A 17,918-nucleotide genomic window follows, 5' to 3' on the forward strand; every position below is an offset into this window, starting at 1 on the left:
CACTGCGGGGGTTCGCGATTCCTGCCCACCGCCGTCCCCCCTTTGCACGCGCAGCGGTTACGGTGCTGCGGTACGTGATCGATGGGGGGAGGAACGATGCCCGGAACCGTGCTGCTGATCGCGGCCTCGCCGGTGGGCAAGGGATGCCTGGTGGACGCGGCGTCGGTGCTTCCCGTTCTCGCCGCCGTGGCCCCGTCCGTGCTGTCCGGCACGGACACGGCGAACGTGGTGGAACTGGCCGACCCCCTGGAGCCGCAGGCGGTCCTCACCCGGCTGCGTGCCGCGGCGACCGCGCCCGGCCCGCTGACGGTCTATCTCGCCGGCCAGCTCCAGCTCGACCGCCGCCAGCACCTTCCCCACCTCGCCCTGGCCCGCACCACACCGTCCACGGTCCGCTACACGGCCTTCCCCTGGCACTGGGTGCGGGAGGAACTGCGGCTGCGGTCACCGGGGACGACCACCCTCTTCGCCGATCTCCACGCGGACGCGGAGGCCTGGCAGCACCTGGTGTCCCACCCGCTCACCGCGGGGCCGGGAGTGACGCTCTACGGCCGGGTCGCACCGCCCCCACCGCGCCGCGCGGTGGCGGCACCGTCGTACATGAAGGCCCTGGCCACGCTGTTGCGCAGCGGACAGCGGCCGGCACCCGCGCAGTTGCACCAGCACGCCCTGACGCGCGCGTGGGGCGAGGGCGAGCCCGCCGGAATCGTGCTGGCCGCCGAGGCGCAGGTGCCCGCGGCGTCCGATCCGCACGCCGTCATCTCGGCCGCCGTACAGGCGGGGCGGCACGGGGAGGCGGCGGCGCTCGCAGCGCAGTGGGAGCAGTCGGCGGTCCGCGCGTACGGCCCCGGGTCCGGGCAGGCGCTGCACTGGATGGAGGTCCGCGCGGACCTGGCGATGTTCGCGGGGGACCCGGTGCTCAGTTGCCGGGCCTGGCTCGCGGTGGCCGCCGCGCGGCTGGGGGCCGGGGAGTCCCCGGACACGCCCGCCGTCGAATCGGCCGTCGACCGCGCCCACCACCAGTGGGGCCGCATCCGGGACGCGGCCCGCGCCCGCGAACTCGGCCCCGCCCTGGCCGACTTGCGCCACCGCGTCCCCGGCCGCCGCGAGGGTGCGTTGCGGCACATCCGGCAGCACCTGGACGAACTGGGCGCCGCCCAGCTCACCGGCTGACAGGCCTTACGGCCGCTCCCCCGCGAACTCCTTCATCCCGGCCTCGAAGGTCACCTCCGGCCGCCAGCCGAGGGCGGTGCGCAGCCGGTTGGAGTCCGCGGTGATGTGGCGGACGTCGCCGAGCCGGTACTCGGCGGTGACGACCGGGTCGGGGCCGCCGTGGGCGGTGGCGAGGGCCCGGGCCAGCTCGCCGACCGTGTGGGGATCGCCGCTTCCCGTGTTGTACGCGGTGAAGGTGCCCTCCGCCGAACCGGCCTCCAGGGCCAGGACGTTCGCCGCCGCCACGTCCCGCACATGGACGAAGTCGCGCCGCTGGCCGCCGTCCTCGAAGACCCGCGGGGCCTCGCCCCGCGCCAGGGCCGACCGGAAGAACGCGGCGACACCCGCGTACGGGGTGTCGCGGGGCATGCCGGGGCCGTACACGTTGTGGTAGCGGAGCGCGAGAGCCGTGCCGCCCGTGCTCCGCGCCCACGCCGCCGCGAGGTGCTCCTGGGTGAGTTTGGTCGTCGCGTAGACGTTGCGGGGGTCGGCGGGCGCGTCCTCCGTCACGAGTCCGGGGCTCAGTTCCTGCCCGCAGGAGGGGCAGGTCGGCTCGAAGCGGCCGGCCGAGAGGTCGGCGGCGGAGCGCGGACCCGGCCGCACGACCCCGTGCCGCCCGCAGGTGTAGCGGCCCTCGCCGTACACGACCATCGACCCCGCGAGCACCAGCCGATGTACGCCCGCCCCGGCCATCGCCGTCAACAGCACCGCCGTACCGAGGTCGTTGCGCGAGACGTACTCCGTTGCGTCGGCGAATCCGTCGCCGAGGCCGACCAGCGCCGCCTGGTGGCACACCGCGTCCACTCCGGCGAGTGCCTCGGACACGGCGGTGCGGTCGCGCACGTCCCGGCCCTCCCGGAGGTCGTACGAGACCGCCTCGTGCCCCCGCGCGCCCAGCGCGGCGACGACCTCCGACCCGATGAACCCGGCTCCGCCGGTGACCAGTACGCGCATACGCCACAAGCTAGGCGCGCGGGCCCCCCGGACGGCGCGCCCGCGCCCGCACGTCACCACTCCGTAAGAACGGGGACGGTGGGACTCAGTGCACGAGGTAGGACAGCGCGCCCGACACCAGGGTCCGTACCCCCGGGACGAGGGTCGACAGGTCCGGCGCGAAGTGCGGGCTGTGGTTGCTGGGGACGGCCGCGAACCTGTCCATCAGGTCGGTGCCGGGCGCCGCGTTCCAGACGTCGGCCGGAGTGCAGGTCACGAACCAGTAGGAGTACGGCAGCCGACCGCCCTCGTGCTGCGCGAGGTGGGCGAAGTCCTCGCTGCCCATCGCCGGGCCGGGGTCGAGGATCGTTGCGGCACCGAAGACCTGGCCGTGCACGGCGGCGATCCGGCGGTCGGTCTCGTAGTCGTTCACCGTCACCGGGAAGGTGTTGCCGACGGTGACGTCCGGCTCGCGGGGGCAGCCCGCGGTCCGGCACTCCCCCTCGGCGATCCGCCCGATCGCGGCGATCATCCGCTGCCGGACCTCCTCCGACTGCGTACGGATGTTGAGGGCGATGCGCGCCTCGGACGGGATGATGTTGTGCCGGGTGCCCGCCTCGATGCGGCCCACCGTCAGGACCGCGGACTCGCGGGCCGCGATCTCCCGGCTGACGACGGTCTGCAGCCGGGTCACCAGGTAGGCGGCCGTCACGACCGGGTCCACCGTCGACTCCGGACGGGAGCCGTGGCCGCCGCGCCCGTGGACGACGATGTCGACGTCCGTGGAGGCCGACATGATCAGGCCCGGGGAGTGGGCGTAGAGACCGGCCGGGCCGGGGACCGCGTGCTGGGCGAGCAGGACGTCGGGGCGCGGGAACCGCTCGTACAGCCCGTCCGCGGCCATCAGGGCCGCACCCTGGCCGGTCTCCTCGGCGGGCTGGCCGACCACCAGGAGCGTGCCGGACCAGGCGTCCCGGCCGGCGGCGAGCGCCTCGGCCGCTCCGGTCAGCCAGGTCACGTGCAGATCGTGGCCGCAGGCGTGCATCACGCCGTCGTGCTCGGAGGCGTAGGGCAGCCCCGTCTCCTCGGTGACCGGGAGCGCGTCCATGTCGGCGCGCAGCAGGACGGTCGGCCCGTCCCCGTTGCGCAGCATCCCGACCACGCCGGTCCCGCCGACGCCTTCGGCCGTCTCGTACCCGGCGGTGCGCAGCCGCTCGGCGAGGCCCGCCGCCGTCCGGTGCTCGGACAGCGACAGCTCGGGATGGCGGTGCAGGTCCCGGTAGAGGTCCTCCAGGGCCGGGACCGGGAGGTCGGCGGTGAGGTCCAGTGCGGTGCGTGCGGCGGCAGGGGTCACGGGATCAGCGTAGGCGCGCGACCTCTGCGGGGGCGGTGTGCGGCGCGTGCGGGGGCTGGTCGGCCCTGGCCGGACCGGCGTTCGCGGCCGTGACCAGAGCGGCCACGGTGACGACCGCGGCACCCAGGCCGCGGAAGTAGCGGGCGGAAATGCGTCGAAGCACGGTGACCTCGCAACAGCGGCGTATTAAGCACGTTTAATACGTCGCTTAACGTAGAGGCTGGGTAAGGCCAAGGGCAAGAGCAGGCAAGGGAGTTGGACGAAAGTCAGGACTTGCCCGAACGTAAGTCGTCTTAATGGCATGCTTAATTCATGGCGGAGCGCGACGACCCGGGAATCATCGGGCGCAGGGTGCAGCAATTACGTACGGAACGCGGGCTGACCCAGAAACAGCTGGCGGCACCGGCGTACACGCCCGCCTACATCTCCACCCTGGAGGCGGGCCGGGTGCGCGCCTCCGAACCGGCGCTGCGGCACATCGCCGAGCGGCTCGGGGTGGCGTACGAGGAGCTGGCGACGGGCCGTCCGGCGCACCTCGCCACGGATCTGCGGCTGCGGCTGACGGACGCGCAGCGGACCCTGGCGACCGGCGAGGCCGAGGTGGCCGCCGAGCAGTACACGGCACTGCTCGCGGAGGCCGACGCGCACGGGCTCGTCGCCGAACAGGCGGCCGCCCTGCTGGGCCTCGGCGAATGTGCCCTGGAGACAGGGGACTTGGAGACCGCCCGTACCCGCTTCGAGCAGTCGGAGCAGCGGCTCGGGGACGCCCCGCTGCCGTTGCGCGTCCCCGCCCTGCGCGGCCGGGCCGTCTCGCACTATCTCGCGGGCGAACTGCGCTACGCCTGCTACCTGTTCGAGTCCTCCCTCGACGAGCTGAACCGCACCGGGCTGCACGACCCGGACGCGCTCCTGCTCCTCTATACGGGCATCATCGCGCCCTACATGGACATGGGCGCGCATGCCCGGGCCGCCCAGGCCGCCGAGTTCGCGCTGGCGCTCGCGCCCCAGGTCGCCGACCCCGCGCTGGTCGCCCGGATGCACCGCTCCGTCGCCCGCACGCTGCTCGCCGAGGGCCGCACCGCCGAGGCCGACGCGTCCCTGGCCAAGGCCGCCGAGCTCTACCGCCAGCTCCAGATCCGTACGGAACTGGCGAACTGCCACTGGATGCGCGGCTACCTGTACGCGCAGAACGGCGAACTGGAGCGGGCCGAGAGCGAGTTGCGCGAGGCCCGGGCCATGCTGTCCGCCAAGCGCGCCGCCCTCTACACCAGCCAGGTCGTCGTCGAACTCGCCGACGTACTGCACCGGCGCGGCAAGTCGGACGAGGCGGCCGGGCTGCTGCGCGAGGTGCTCGGGGACCTCAGCTCCGAGCGCGGCGCCGTCCACTCGGCGGGCGCGCACCGGCTGCTCGGGATCATCGCCGAGGACGCGCGGGACACCGAGGCGGCCGAGGAGCACTACGTCAGGGCGCTCAGTCTGCTGGAGCGGGCGGGCGCGGCGGGCGATCTGGCCGACCTGTGCCGGATGCTCGGGGATCTGCTGCGCAGGACCGGCCGGGTCGAGGCCGCGCTGGACGCGTACCGCACGGGCCTCGGCCACCGGACCGCACCCGGCACGACGACCCTGGGGCCGGCGCCCGCACAGCCGCCTCTGTGACGCGGCTCGCCGTGCGCACGGCTGTGCCGCACAGGTCCCTCTTCGACGTCTGCGGGGTGTCGCACAGCACCGGTGGCTAGCGTCCGACGCCTACACCGAGGCAGGCGGGACCACCGGCGTGAACAACGAGGAGTACCAGGAGCACCTGGAGCACCTGGAGTACGGGGGCTACCCGGTGAGCCGGGGTGCTCTGGCCGACGGGGCGCGCTGGGCCGCCCGCGCGCTCGTGTACGCGGTGCTGGGCGGACTCGCGCTGATCGCGATCGGCACGTTCGTCTCGGTCATGGGTCCGGTGCTCGTGCTGGACCTCGCGACCCCTGCGATGGCCGCATGGTGGACGGTGTTCACGGCGGTGGCCGTCCAGGGCGTCCCCTTCCTGCTGCTCGGCACGCTCGTGTCGGCGGCGATCGGTGCCTTCGTGCCGGACCGGGTCCTCAGCCGTCTGCTGCCGCGGAGCCCGGCGCTCGCCGTGCCGGTGGCGGGCGCGGCCGGGGTCGTCCTGCCCGGGTGCGAGTGCGCGTCGGTGCCGGTGGCGGGCAGCCTGATGCGCCGGGGAGTGGCTCCGGCCGCCGCGCTCGCCTTCCTGCTCTCCGCACCGGCGATCAACCCGGTGGTGCTGGTCGCGACGTCGATCGCGTTCCCCGGGCAGCCCCTCATGGTTCTCGCCCGACTGGTCGCCTCCCTGGGGACGGCGGTGGTGATGGGCTGGCTCTGGGTCCGCTTCGGCCGCGACGAGTGGCTGCGGCTGCCGGCATCCGCCGCCGGGCCCGGGGCGCCCGCCGCGCCCTGGCGGGACTTCCGCGCCGGGCTCCAGCACGACTTCCTGCACGCGGGCGGCTTCCTGGTGCTGGGCGCGGCCGCCGCGGCGACCTTCAACATCGCCGTCCCGCGTTCGGTGCTCGACGTCTTCACCGGTTCGCCCTGGGCGGCGGTACTGCTGCTGGCGGTCCTCGCCGTCGTCCTGTGCGTGTGCAGCGAGGCGGACGCGTTCGTGGCGGCCTCGCTGACCGCGTTCTCGCCGACCGCACGGCTGGCGTTCATGGTGATCGGCCCGATGGTCGACCTGAAACTGATCGCCCTCCAGGCCGGCACGTTCGGCAAGTCCTTCGCCGCGCGCTTCTCGTCCACGACCTGGCTGGTCGCCCTGGGGAGCAGCGCCCTGACGGGATGGTGGCTCCTGTGAGGCGCTACGGACCCTCCCTGCTCCTCCTGTTGAGCGGCGCCGCGATCCTGCGCATCTCTCTCTTCAGCGACCTGTACCTCCGGTACGTGCAACAGGGCCTGCGCCCCTACCTGATCGCCTCGGGCCTCCTCCTGGCGACGCTGTCCCTGACCTCGGCGATCCACACGGCCCGAACCCTCCGCCGCCCGCACTTCCCGCCGACCGACGCCCTGACCTTGCCGCCCGAGGACCCGCCCCCGCCGCCCGAGGGCGCGACCGCTCCGGTTGACGGCTCCTCCGGTCCGGCCGACGGCGCAACCGCTCCGGCCGACGGCCCGAAGACCGCTGGGACCACCCCCGAAGCCGCCCGTCACGACCACAGCCGTACCCCTCGAATCGCCTGGCTGCTGGCGGTCCCGGCCTCGGCGCTGCTGGTCTTCCCGCCGCCGGCGCTCGGCTCCTACAGCGCGGACCGGGAGGCGGCGCAGCGAGCGGCCCAGGGCATCGGCACCTTCCCGGCCCTCCCCGCCGGGAACCCGGTGGACCTGACGCTGGGCGAGTTCACCTCCCGGGCGATCTACGACAAGGGCAGGTCCCTGACGGGCCGCACCGTCCGCATGACCGGCTTCGTCACCCGCGGAGCGAACGGCACCTGGTACCTGGCCCGCCTCCGCATCACCTGCTGCGCGGCCGACGCGAGCACCTACAAGATCCGCATCCTCGACGCCGACGCCCCGGCGGCCGACACCTGGATCACCCTCACCGGCACCTGGCACCCCAAGGGCACCCTCGGCTCAACGACCGCCTGGCCTCCGGTCCTTGAAGCCCGCACCCTGAAACAGACGCCGGAACCGGAGAATCCTTACGAGCGGCGGTGACACCTGATTCCCTCCGGCCGCCGCAAAGCGTCGGACGGCTGGATATGCCGTCGGAAAGAATCCCGCACGGCGGTCACGCGCGGCCCGGGGTCGCGCTAAGGTGCGCCCAATACGCCAAATGTGGCGTGCGTCACATGATGGGCGCGCGGCGCTCAAGGCTACGGACAAGGGCCGCCGGGAGGCTTCCCGCGCGGCCGTGCATCTGGGGGGCCTCATGCACGAGATGGTCAAGGGCGGCAATGTCGGTCTGGCGTCCTTAAGCGAGGACATCGGCTCGGTGATGGTGAGTCTGAGCTGGAGCAGTCCCACCGGGGAGGGCGACGCGGACGTCTCCGTGCTGCTGTTGACCGCGGACGGCAAGGTACGCAGCGACGCGGACTTCTACTTCTACAACAACCCCGTAGCGGCCGACGGGAGCGTGCAACTCCTGGGCAAGGCGCCCACGGCGAACGGCAACGAGGACCGCATCACCTTCGACCTGACCGCGATGGAGGCGGAGGTCGAGCAGATCGTCGTGGCCGCGAGCCGGGACGCGGGGGATCGGTTCGGAGACCTGGCGGACCTGCGGCTGACGCTCGCTGACGGCGCCGGTCAGAGCCTGCTCCGGTTCACCGTGGAAGGCGCCGATGAGGTCGGCGCGCTGCTGTTCGGAGAGTTCTACCGGCGGGGTGGCGACTGGAAGTTCCGCGCCATCGGCCAGGGTTACGCCTCCGGTCTGGCCGGTCTGGCCACGGACTACGGCGTCGACATCGACGACGAGGCGGAACCGGAACAGGAAACCGCGCTGGAGGCGGTGGCCCTGGAGGCCGTCGCGCCGATCGTGGCGTCCATCCCGGCGCAGGCCATGAGCGGACCGGTTGAGGTCGTGCCGAAGGCGGCGCCCCGGCCTCGTACCGCCAAGAAGAAGGTCACGCTGCCCAAGGTGACCAGGAAGTCCCTCGCCGAGAACGAGACCTGGCGGACCGCCCGGCTCTTCCCCGTCTCCGCGCTCAAGAGCGACCGGGAGCGGGAGACACGGGCGACGTCAGTGCTGCTGTCGGTGATGGCGCAGGTACCGGAGTTCGGCCGCCGGCTGACGGCGGCGTTCGGTGCGCCGGCCGGGCGCATGGAGACGTTCACCGAGGTCTCGCTGCCGAACGGCGACTCCCCGAGGCGCCCTGACGGGGTCATCCGGGTCGAGCGCGCGGGCAAGCTGTGGACGGCGCTGGTCGAGACGAAGACCAACGGCAACTCCCTCAAGACCGACCAGGTGCAGGCGTACGTCGACATCGCCGCCCGGCGCGGATACGAGGCCGTCATCACGCTCTCCAACGACGTGGAACTGGACGGCAGTCCGCTGCTCGACGTGAAGATGGACGGACGGCGCAAGAACAAGGTCGCTCTGTGGCATCTGTCGTGGGCCGAAGTGACGCACCAGGCCCAGATGTTGATCCGCCACGAGGGCGTGGGCAACGCCGCTCACGCCTGGCTCCTCCAGGAACTCCTGCACTATCTCCAGCACGAGAACTCCGGCTGCCACGGCTTCCAGAACATGGGGCCGGCCTGGGTACCCGTGCGCAACGGGATCGACGACGAGACCCTGTGCCAGGGCGATCCGCGAGCCATGGAGGTCGTGGAGAGCTGGGAGCGCCTGGTCCGGCAGGTCTGCCTGCGACTGGGCGGCGAACTCGGGCAGAAGGTGCTGCCGGTGCAGCGGGCGAAGCGGGGTACGGATCCGAGGCTGCGGCGGGTGGCGCTGGCCGACCGGCTCTGCCGGGACGGCAGACTCGATGCGGAGCTCCGGATCGAGGGGACGGCCGGCATCCTCGCGCTCTGTGCCGACCTGCGAACAGGCAAGCTGCGTACGTCCATTGAGATCGCCGCGCCTGAACAGGGCTACCCCCTCACCTGGGCCAAGCGGCTCGTCCGACAGCTGGAAGAGGCGCCGGCCGACCTGCACGTCGAAACCCTCGTCAGCGGCGAGGCGGGTGGTCCGCGCGGAACGCTGGAGCGGCTGCGCCCCGAACCCGCCGACATCGTCCCCAAGAACGGTGTGCCGATCACCGGCTTCCGGCTGTCCCTGTTCCGTGGCATGGGCAACACCCGCGGTAACGCCGAGTCCGGCTTCATCCGCAGCGTCGACGAATCCGTCGACCGCTTCCATGCCGTGGTGGTCGTGCCGTTGGACGGACGCTCCCAGCGCTCCCGGCAGCCCGCCGCTGTGGGGTGAGCCCTCATCGGGCCTCGGTCACCTACTTGTCCGCGCGGTACAGCTGGACGGCGCCGTTGACGAAGAGGTGGACGTAGCCGCAGTGCCAGCAGATGAGGCCGGTGGCGGTTTCGTCGGCCCAGGCGATCCTCATGAACTCCATGCCCGTGCTGTTGAGTTTGATGCCCCGTTCGCGGAAGCGGTCGCTCTTGCAGACCTGACAGGTGATCCAGTGGTCGCCTATTGCGGCCCTGACCGGCTTCGGTGCCATGGGTCGTCCCTTTCCCCCGAGTTGAAGAGCGGTACAGCTTACGGCGGCCGTCGGTCAGGAGAGGAGAGCGGTGCGGGCGGTGCCGGCCAGGTCGGGGGCCAGTTGGGAGGTCGCGGCGGGGAGCGGTGCCGGGGTGGCTGGGTGTTTGCCCTTGGCGGGGTGTTCCGCGAAGAGGGCGACGGTGACGGCGAGTTGGCCGTCGTAGATCGACTGCCAGCGGGTGCGCCGGCCCGCGGTGCCGGTGTAGGCGGTCAGCGGGTCGTAGAGGTCGTAGGCGATGTGCCGGCCCTTGGTGAGCGTGTCCGCGAGGACGGTCGGCATCGTGGCCGAGGTGCGGGGACGGGCCGTGTAGAGGGTGTCCGCGGCCCGGGTGATCTTCGTGACGGTGTACGGCGTCGCGTAGGTGCCGCGGGCCGCCGCCGTGGCGTAGGCCGAGGCCAGGCGGAGCGGCGTCGGCGCCGCGGTGCGCGGCAGGTCGGTCAGCGGTGCGGCGAGCTTCATGTCACGGAAGGGCTGGAGCGCCGTGCCTGCCTCCACCGCACCGTCGAGGGCGTCGTTGAACGGCTGACGGGCGTAGTCCGCGCCGCCGTACAGGACACGGACCGCCCCGTCGCCGGGGACCAGCGCGACGACGGCGGCGTGGACTCGGGTGCCGTCGGGGACGCCCTTCGTTCCCTCGTCGACCCGTTCCGCCGTCTCGTCCTGCGCCGCGAGGTCGAAGGTGGTGTGCACGGTGTAGCCGCCCCGGGCCAGTTGGTCCTCGGTGATGCCCAGCCGCCCCGCGGCCTCCGACGCGGCCGCGTCGATCAGGTACTGGCGCTGGCCGTCCGTGTCGCCCGGCGGATAGAAGCGGAACGCCGGGAACGTGGCGCCGGCCCGCCGGGCCGCCGTGATGTCCCCCGACGCCGCCATCGCGTCCAGGACCCAGGCCCAGCGGCGTTGCAGGGTCGCCGTCACCTTCGCGTCCGAGCCCGCCCTCTCGTAGTACGACGGCAGATTGATGATCGCCGCGAGCGCGGCGCCCTGCGCGAGCGTCAGGTCGTGGGCGTCCACACCGAAGTAGTTGCGCGCCGCCGACTGGATGCCCGCGGCGCCCCGGCCGAAGTACACGGTGTTGAGGTAGCCCTCCAGGATGTCGTCCTTGGAATGGGTGCGGTCCAGCTTGACCGCGATCAGCGCCTCGCGTGCCTTGCGGCTCAGTGACTGTTCGGGGCTGAGCAGGGCGTTCTTCACGTACTGCTGCGTGATCGTGGAACCGCCCTGCCGCGCGCCGCCCGTCATCGCGGCCAGGGTCGCCCGGGCGATGGCGCTCGGCGAGATCCCCGAGTCCGTGCGGAACGAACGGTTCTCCGCGGCGATCACCGCGTCCTGCACCGGGCGCGGGACCTGGGCGAGCGCCACGTCCTGGCGGTCCACCGGGCCGCGCCGGCCCAGGTAGGCGCCGCTCGTGTCGAGGAAGACCGTGCTCTGCATCACCGTCTCGGGGTGCGGCTCGGGAACGTCCGTCATCTCGTACGCCACCACGACGGTGCCGCAGACGACGGCGAGCAGCGCGAGAACCGCGACCGCCGCCCGCCGCAGCCTCCGCCCACGCGAGAGACGTCCACGGGAGAGACGTCCACGGGAGAGACGTCCACGGGAAAGGCGGCCTCGTGCACGGGGCCTTCGGATGCGAGAGGTTCGGCCACGGCAGACCTCGCGCAGCCGCTCGTACGCGTTCATCCGGCGAAGTCCGTTCGTGCGATCACCCCGCCAGAGGAGTCGTACACCGTGACTCTCCCGGTGACACCGTCGAGCGCCGACGGTGAACTCGTGCCGGAGCCGGGCAGCTTCACCTCGGCGTACCAGACGCCCCAGCCGGGCTTGCCCGCCAGGGTGAGCAGTGAGCCGCTGAACCGGCCGCCTGCCGTTTCGACTTCGACGCGCGCCGCCTCGCCGGCACCGTGGTAGACGCCGGACAGGAACCAGTTGCCGTGCTTCCCCTCCTCCTGGAGGGTGATGCCGGGCTGGTCCGCAGCGGCCCCGGCGTACGGACCGGTGCGGACGGGCTGGGGCGAGTCCGGCGCCGACCAGTGCTCGCCGTCCTTGGTGAGCCACACCTTGACGCCGGGCGCGACCGGCACGCGTTCGCCCGGCGTCACGATCCGCACACTCCCGCCGAACGGCGCGGTGGCGTTCGCCCCCGCGGATCCCGACGCCCCCGACGACGCCGTGGCGCCGCCCGGCCCGGAGAACAGGTCCGTGTACAGGGCCGCGCCGGCCGCCGAGACCAGCAACAGCCCGCACAGCGCGCCCAGTACGGTGGACCGGCGTCGCCGCAGCCGCCGCCCGTCGCGAATGACTGCGGCCAGCGGCACGGGCGACGGCACGACGTCGTGCACGGCGTCGGCGAACACCTCACGCAGCCAACGGGATTCGGCGTCGCCCTCACGCGGCCGTCCTGCTCGGCTCGCGGGCCCGCCCTCGTGCGGCCGTACGCCCAGGTCAGCGGTGGTGGTCCCGCCTGGCCACAGGCCCCAGTCAGCCGTGGCCGCCGGGCGCGGCCGCGCGGCCCGGTTCACGGTGGCCGCCTCGCGCGGTCGTACGGCGTGCTTCGCGATGTGGTTCATCGGTGGGCTCCGGAGGAGGTGTGGGGGGTGGGTACGGGGTGGCGGACGAGGTCCGCGTGGAGGGCGAGTCCGGGGTGGACGCGCAGGGCGGCCAGACCGCGCCGGGCCTGTCTTCTGACCGCGCCCACCGAGCAGCCGAGCAGTTCCGCCGTCTCGGCCTCGCTCAGCCCCTCCCAGTGGCGCAGCACCAGCACGGCCCGCTGCCGCCCGGGCAGCGCGGCCGGCGCCGGACGCACGGCGGCCCGTCCGCCGACGTCTTCCGCGGGCCCCGTCCCCGGCCCCGTCCGCGGACGGGGTCCCGGTCCCGGCTCCCGGAAAGGCACCCACCGCGCGAGCCGTCTCCGCCGGGCCCGCCCGAGATGGATGCCGACCAGCGACCGGCGTACGCAGAAGTCGACGTCGGCAAGCGGGATGCGCCGACGGCCGGCGTACACCTCGGTCAGCGCGGTCCGGACGAGGTACTCCGCCTCGCGGAGGTCGCCGGTGAGCAGGTGCGCGGTGCGGACCAGACGGGGCCACGCCTCGGTGGCGTACGCGGCGAAGTCGCCTTCCTGGACGGGGGATTCGGAAGCGGGGGTCTTGTCATGGGGCACAGCCGGCGGTCCCTCGGAATCGGGTGCGTGTGGGGGAAAGCGGGTCCCGGTGAACCGGTGGACGGCGGCGGGGGACCGGACGTGGGGCCGGTCCCCCGCCCCGGACTCGGCTCAGCGGAAGGGGCGTCTGCGGCGGCGGGCTCTCGTGAGCGGTCTTCGGGTCACGTCAGCGCGCTGCCCGTCCGCCACTGGTCCCAGGAGAGGTTCCAGTCGCCGTAGCCGTTGCCCGCCGCCACCGTGTCCTTGGAGCCGGTCACCTTCACGACGTCGCCGGGGATGACCTCGCCGTAGAAGCGGCTCGCGGTGCCGTCGGTCGCGAGACCGATGCAGCCGTGGGTGACGTTCTGGCGGCCGGCGTACGTATTGGCCTTCGGATTCTGGTGGAGGTACGTACCTGAGGTGGTGAGATGCACGGCGTAGTCGTAGTAGTCGGCGTAGGTGTCGCCGTAGCCGACCGTGCGGGAGTCCATGAACACGCGACGCTGCTTGTCGGAGACGACCATCGTGCCGTTCCAGGTGTCCATGCCGGGGGCGCCCGCGGTCACCGGCACGCGCCGGGTCGAACCGTCCTTCTCCACCGTCATGGTGTGGGTGCGCACATCGACCGTGGCGACGAGGGAACGGCCGACCGTGAAGCGGCGGGTGAGGCCGGCCCCGGCCCGCACGGTGACCTCCGTGCCGGGCTTCCAGTACGTACGCGGCCGGAAGTCCACCCGCTGCCCGTCGAGAAGGTTGCGGTCCTTGATCCAACTCCATGACCCGGTCGTGCCGTTCGAGGTGGCGACCTTCAACTGGCGTTCGGTGTCGGCCCGTTCGGCCGCCGGTATCGGACGGCTGAACGTGACGGATATCGGCATGCCGACCCCCACGGTCTGCCGGTCGGCGATGTTGAGCCGCGCCCCCGCAAGGGACTTGAGAGGCTTCGGCTTCGGTTCGGCGGGCTGGACGCTCGCGGTGCCGCCCGGCTTCGCCGCCGCGTCCGCACCGGCCCCCGTGCCGCCGCCGGCCACGGCCTGTGCCGAGCAGCCGGTCATCGCGAGCGCGCACACGGCCAGCGCGGCCCCCCACACCCGCACCCGCCCGGGCCGCCCGGCCCCGCCGACCCCCGCGGCCCCGACGGCCCCCACCGGGCGCGCCGTTCCTGCCGACTCGGTACTTCTCATGGCCCCCGTACTTCCCATGGCCCCCATGCCCCCCGTGCTCCCCGTGGTCATCCCGCTCCCCCTGTGGTGTGTTTCGATGTGCGACGTACGGGACCTGTACGCACGGCGCGGTCGGCCGGGTTGCACGGGACCGCGGAAAATCCGCACACTCCGGCGAGGGGCATGACCGAGGACGAGTTCGACACGTTCTACGCCGCCGCGTTCCCCCGGCTGACAGGCCAGCTCTACGCCTTCACCGGGGACCACGGCGAGGCGCAGGACGTCGTCCAGGAGGCGTTCGTACGCGCCTGGGACCGGCGGCGGGAGTTCCTCGCCGACGGGGCGCCCGAGGCGTGGATACGGACCGTGGCGATGCGGCTCGCGGTGAGCCGCTGGCGCCGCGCGCGCCGCTGGCTGGAGCTCGTGCGCCGCACTCCGCCGCCGGAGCACACACCGGGCCCCGACCCCGAGCGCACCGCTCTGATCGCCGCGCTGCGCACCCTGCCCGAACCGCAGCGGATGGCCCTGGTCCTGCACCATCTGTGCGACCTGAGTGTCGAGCAGGTAGCCTCCGAAACCGGTGCGCCCGTGGGCACGGTCAAGGCCCGGCTGTCCCGCGGCCGGGCGGCGCTGGCCCGGGTGTTGTCGGAGGGGGAGGCCGCCTCGGCGGCCGGCGAGGGTGAGAAGGAGGACGGCCGTGTCCGATGAACTCACCACCGACCTGCGCGAGTTGGCGGAGGCCGGCGAGACGCTCCCACCCGTGTCCGGTGCCGAGATCCGCCGGCTGGCCGTACGCCGCCGACGCCGCCGCCGTACCACCGCGGCCGTCGCCGGAGCCTCCGCGGCCGCGGCGCTGGCCCTCGGTCTGACGCTCACCTTGACCCTCGGCGACCGTGCCGAGGAGCGCCCGTCCCCGGCCGCGAGCCCCACCGGCACGCCGAGCGCCCTCCCGGTGCGGGCCGACGCCACCATCGACCTCCGCCGGCTGGTGCTCACCATCGACGGCCGCACGCTGCCGATCTCGGCGGGCACCGTCAAGACGCCCACGCCGACCGGCCGGATGACGGTCACGGCCAAGGCGGAGGCCAAGACCGTCGCGTCCGACGGCATCGGCTTCCCCAGCGGTTACGACATCAAGGCCCTCTGGGTGCTGGAACTCCGTGCCGCGGACGGCCGTACGACCTATCTCGCCGCCCTGACGTACGACGACAAGGCGCCCGGCAACTACGACAGCACGGGCGGCTGGATCGGCCTGCGCACCGCCGACGCCAAATGGCTCTACAGCCAGTTGCGGCAGGGCTCGGTGGTCGATGTCGAAAGCTCGCTGGCCGCCGCGACCGTGCGGCCGCCGGCCGCGACGTCCCCGTCGGCGACGTCCCCGCCCGCGCCCCGCACGGGTGCCCCGGAAGCGGCCTCCGTCGGCTGAACCGCACCCGGCCGACTTGGATCTGTTCCGCTGGGTACCCGGACGCCGACCCGCACTCCACCCGAGACGGCCCGTCGCAGGACGGGCGGCGGAAGGAGGCGGTGGTCGTGCGGTCCAGGAAGCAGGGTCACGGCTCCGGAGCCCCGGACGCCCACGGCCCCGACTGTGAGAGCGACGCATACGGCACCCGGGCGGCCCCGGAACCGGACACGAAGCCGGAGCGGAGCCGCGGCCCTGGTGGGGACGGAGGCGCGGACTTGGAACCGGACCCGAACTCCGCCCCTGACGGGACCCCCGGCCCGGAAGGCCCGGCCCCGGACTCAGCCTCGGAGCCGGACCCGGACACCGCCGCTGACGGGAACGCCGGTCCGGACTTCGCCGCTGACGGGAGCGCGGGCCAGGAAGCCCCGGCCCCGGACTCAGCCGCTGACGGGAATCCCGGCCCGCTTTTCGCCGCTGACGGGAGCGCGGTCCCGGAAGCCCCGGACCCGGAGCGGGACGACCCCGCTCCGGACCCGGTGCGGGACGCGGGGCCCGGCCCGGGAGCGGATCCGTACGAGGGCTCTCGGCCGCCGCCCCCTACAGAAGGGGACAAGGGCGCGCACCCGGATGCCGCCCTCGGGCCGCCCCGGGGCCACGGGCCGTCGGGTCGGCAGCCCCCGAGCCAACAGCCGCCGGTCGAGTCGGCCTCAGGTCACGGGAACCCGGTCGAGCCGCCCCCGGGTCGCGGGTCGCCGGTCGAGCCGGCCCCGCGTCATGGGTCCCCGGTCGAGCCGGCCTCGGGTCACGGGAACCCAGTCGCGCCGGCCTCGGGTCACGGAACCCCGGTCGAGCCGCCCCCGGGCCACGGGACCCCGGGTCGCGGGACCTCGGGCGACGTCGCCGAACTGATCCGCGACGCCGTGCGGAACCTGACGCCGGAGGAGGTCCCGGCACGGCTGTGCGCGCTGGCCGTCGACCTGCTGCCGGTCAGCGGCGCGAGCATGTCGCTGCGCAGCGACGGCCTGCCGGTACGGCTGGGCGCGAGCGACGCGACGGCCGCCCGGATCGCCGACGTCCAGGGCACGTTGGGGGAGGGCCCCGGCCTGGACGCCGCGTCGGCCGGCAGGCCGGTGCTCGCCTGCGACCTGACGAGCGGCGGCGACGCGGTCCGCTGGCCGGTCTTCGCCCAGCAGGCCACGGAGGCGGGTGCCCGCGCCATGTACTCGCTGCCCCTGGGCGACGCCGCGGTGTGCGTCGGCACCCTGGACCTCTATTGCGACGTCCCCGGCGAGCCGACCGGAAGCGACCTGCGCACCGCGCACCTCGTGGCCGGTGTCGTGACGGTCGCCCTGATGTCCCTGCCGCACGGCGAGTGGGCGGCGGTCCGTGGGGACGACTCCTGGCTGAGCACGCTGGCCACGGACCACGACGAGATCCACCAGGCGATCGGCATGATCATGGCCCAGCTCGGCATCTGCGCCGACGACGCACTCGCCCGGCTGCGCGGATACGCCTTCGCGCACAGCCGTACGGCCGGATCCGCGGCCCGCGAGGTACTCGCGCACCGCAAGCGGTTCCACCGCGAGTAGCCCGCCCGCCCCGGCGGCCGGGTCCTAGCCCTGCTGGGCCGCCGGTGACGCGGCGGCCGGCGTCTTTCCGGCGACGACGTCCTTCAGCCGCTGGGTGCCGAGCTGGGAGGCCTGGCGGGTGGACTCGTCGTCGGCGCCTTCGAGACCGCCGTCGGTGAGGGTGAGGGCACTGTCGCCGACGCGTACGGAGACGACGTCCAGGGTGAGGGTGGCGGGCGCGCCCTCCAGGTTCCCGGTCATCATCATGCGCAACCCCTGCCGTGCGTCGCCCAGTTCGGGAAGGGACGAGTCGACGACCTGGACCGCCCACCGGGCCCCCTTGGCGTCCGTGGCCGTGAACTGGCCGCACTTCACCGGCATGGTCTGCAGCCAGGCCATGCCGGTGTCCAGCTGGGGCCGCCCGTACGCGGCGACCTCGTAGCGCAGCTGCCCTCCGGTCTCACCGTCGTCGAAGCCGGTGACCACCCGCGCCCCCGACGGTTCACCGAGCAGGTCGTCCTCGTACAGGCCGTCGAGCAGCCGCTGGCAGTCCGGGCGGTCGGCCTGCGCCTTGAGGACGGCGTCGTGCCAGGTCGCGGCGCCCTCGGTCGGCGCCCACCGGGTGCCGAGATCGCCGGCGGTGACCATCGCCGCCCCCGCCTGCGCCTCGGTGAGCGCGGCCGGAGCGGCGGAGGCGGACGCCGGTGCGCTCGGGGCCTGCCGGGCCGCCGGGGACGCGGACGCCACCGTGTCCCCCGCTCCGCGGTCGCCGCCCCCGCCGCCCGAGCAGGCCGCCGACGTCAGCAGCGCGCCCGCTGCCAGAGGGGTGGCGAGGACGCGGGGCAGACGGTTCATGGCGGTACCTCCGGCGCGGTTCATGGCGGTGCGTGTCATGGGGTGCGGCCACGGTGATCGTCCGTGGCTCCCCGCCCCAAGGCACCACT

General features: G+C 73.6%; 17 protein-coding genes. 8 read left to right on the forward strand and 9 right to left on the reverse strand.

The window, feature by feature from the left end; genetic code table 11:
• Positions 1-96: 96 nt before the first annotated feature.
• A complete protein-coding gene (locus tag ACFWM2_RS29110) occupies positions 97-1,173 on the forward strand; it encodes a hypothetical protein (RefSeq protein WP_383286123.1) in 1,077 nt (358 codons plus the stop codon).
• A 6-nt stretch (positions 1,174-1,179) separates the two neighbouring features.
• Here the strand turns inward: ACFWM2_RS29110 and ACFWM2_RS29115 are convergent, their stop codons facing one another.
• From ACFWM2_RS29115 to ACFWM2_RS29125, 3 genes are all read right to left on the reverse strand, one after another.
• The gene (locus tag ACFWM2_RS29115) at positions 1,180-2,166 is read right to left on the reverse strand and encodes an NAD-dependent epimerase/dehydratase family protein (protein ID WP_383286125.1); all 987 of its coding nucleotides are present in this window, start codon (positions 2,164-2,166) and stop codon (positions 1,180-1,182) included.
• Between the two features lie 85 nt (positions 2,167-2,251).
• Positions 2,252-3,499 (reverse strand): amidohydrolase, encoded by a 1,248-nt coding sequence (locus ACFWM2_RS29120; protein ID WP_383286127.1) that lies wholly within the window; start codon positions 3,497-3,499, stop codon positions 2,252-2,254.
• A gap of 4 nt (positions 3,500-3,503) precedes the next feature.
• Positions 3,504-3,662, reverse strand: coding sequence for a hypothetical protein (locus tag ACFWM2_RS29125; protein WP_383286129.1), 159 nt, complete (start codon positions 3,660-3,662; stop codon positions 3,504-3,506).
• Positions 3,663-3,811: 149 nt separating this feature from the next.
• Here ACFWM2_RS29125 and ACFWM2_RS29130 point away from each other — a divergent pair, with 149 nt between their 5' ends.
• The 4 genes from ACFWM2_RS29130 (at position 3,812) to ACFWM2_RS29145 (ending at position 9,404) form a co-directional block, all read left to right on the forward strand.
• A complete protein-coding gene (locus ACFWM2_RS29130) occupies positions 3,812-5,155 on the forward strand; it encodes a tetratricopeptide repeat protein (RefSeq protein ID WP_383286131.1) in 1,344 nt (447 codons plus the stop codon).
• 190 nt (positions 5,156-5,345) lie between these two features.
• Positions 5,346-6,338, forward strand: coding sequence for a permease (locus tag ACFWM2_RS29135; protein ID WP_383286461.1), 993 nt, complete (start codon positions 5,346-5,348; stop codon positions 6,336-6,338).
• Positions 6,335-7,195, forward strand: a complete 861-nt coding sequence (locus ACFWM2_RS29140) for a TIGR03943 family putative permease subunit (protein ID WP_383286133.1) — start codon at positions 6,335-6,337, stop codon at positions 7,193-7,195. The genes ACFWM2_RS29135 and ACFWM2_RS29140 overlap by 4 nt, the downstream gene beginning before the upstream one ends.
• Before the next feature lie 214 nt (positions 7,196-7,409).
• Complete coding sequence (locus ACFWM2_RS29145; RefSeq protein WP_383286134.1) at positions 7,410-9,404, forward strand: TerD family protein; 1,995 nt, start codon at positions 7,410-7,412, stop codon at positions 9,402-9,404.
• A gap of 22 nt (positions 9,405-9,426) precedes the next feature.
• On the opposite strand, the gene ACFWM2_RS29150 is transcribed toward ACFWM2_RS29145, so the two are convergent.
• From ACFWM2_RS29150 to ACFWM2_RS29170, 5 genes are all read right to left on the reverse strand, one after another.
• A complete protein-coding gene (locus tag ACFWM2_RS29150) occupies positions 9,427-9,654 on the reverse strand; it encodes a hypothetical protein (RefSeq protein ID WP_383286136.1) in 228 nt (75 codons plus the stop codon).
• 54 nt (positions 9,655-9,708) lie between these two features.
• Positions 9,709-11,163, reverse strand: coding sequence for a transglycosylase domain-containing protein (locus tag ACFWM2_RS29155; protein ID WP_383286138.1), 1,455 nt, complete (start codon positions 11,161-11,163; stop codon positions 9,709-9,711).
• A gap of 209 nt (positions 11,164-11,372) precedes the next feature.
• Complete coding sequence (locus ACFWM2_RS29160; protein ID WP_383286140.1) at positions 11,373-12,263, reverse strand: hypothetical protein; 891 nt, start codon at positions 12,261-12,263, stop codon at positions 11,373-11,375.
• A complete protein-coding gene (locus ACFWM2_RS29165; RefSeq protein ID WP_383286142.1) occupies positions 12,260-12,856 on the reverse strand; it encodes a SigE family RNA polymerase sigma factor in 597 nt (198 codons plus the stop codon). Before ACFWM2_RS29165 ends, ACFWM2_RS29160 begins: the two co-directional genes overlap by 4 nt.
• 161 nt (positions 12,857-13,017) lie before the next feature.
• The gene (locus ACFWM2_RS29170) at positions 13,018-14,019 is read right to left on the reverse strand and encodes a L,D-transpeptidase (RefSeq protein WP_383286144.1); all 1,002 of its coding nucleotides are present in this window, start codon (positions 14,017-14,019) and stop codon (positions 13,018-13,020) included.
• Positions 14,020-14,181: 162 nt separating this feature from the next.
• Here ACFWM2_RS29170 and ACFWM2_RS29175 point away from each other — a divergent pair, with 162 nt between their 5' ends.
• From ACFWM2_RS29175 to ACFWM2_RS29185, 3 genes are all read left to right on the forward strand, one after another.
• A complete protein-coding gene (locus ACFWM2_RS29175; protein ID WP_383286146.1) occupies positions 14,182-14,706 on the forward strand; it encodes a SigE family RNA polymerase sigma factor in 525 nt (174 codons plus the stop codon).
• Positions 14,696-15,424 carry a L,D-transpeptidase gene (locus ACFWM2_RS29180; protein ID WP_383286148.1) on the forward strand — a complete coding sequence of 243 codons (729 nt, stop codon included), beginning with the start codon at positions 14,696-14,698 and terminating at the stop codon, positions 15,422-15,424. The genes ACFWM2_RS29175 and ACFWM2_RS29180 overlap by 11 nt, the downstream gene beginning before the upstream one ends.
• 902 nt (positions 15,425-16,326) lie before the next feature.
• Positions 16,327-16,995: a GAF and ANTAR domain-containing protein gene (locus ACFWM2_RS29185; protein ID WP_383286149.1), complete on the forward strand. Its 669-nt coding sequence runs from the start codon at positions 16,327-16,329 to the stop codon at positions 16,993-16,995.
• Between the two features lie 24 nt (positions 16,996-17,019).
• Here the strand turns inward: ACFWM2_RS29185 and ACFWM2_RS29190 are convergent, their stop codons facing one another.
• Positions 17,020-17,829: a hypothetical protein gene (locus ACFWM2_RS29190; RefSeq protein ID WP_383286151.1), complete on the reverse strand. Its 810-nt coding sequence runs from the start codon at positions 17,827-17,829 to the stop codon at positions 17,020-17,022.
• Positions 17,830-17,918 lie beyond the last annotated feature (89 nt).

The organism is Streptomyces sp. NPDC058371 (assembly GCF_042723265.1).
Classification (GTDB): Bacteria; Actinomycetota; Actinomycetes; order Streptomycetales; family Streptomycetaceae; genus Streptomyces.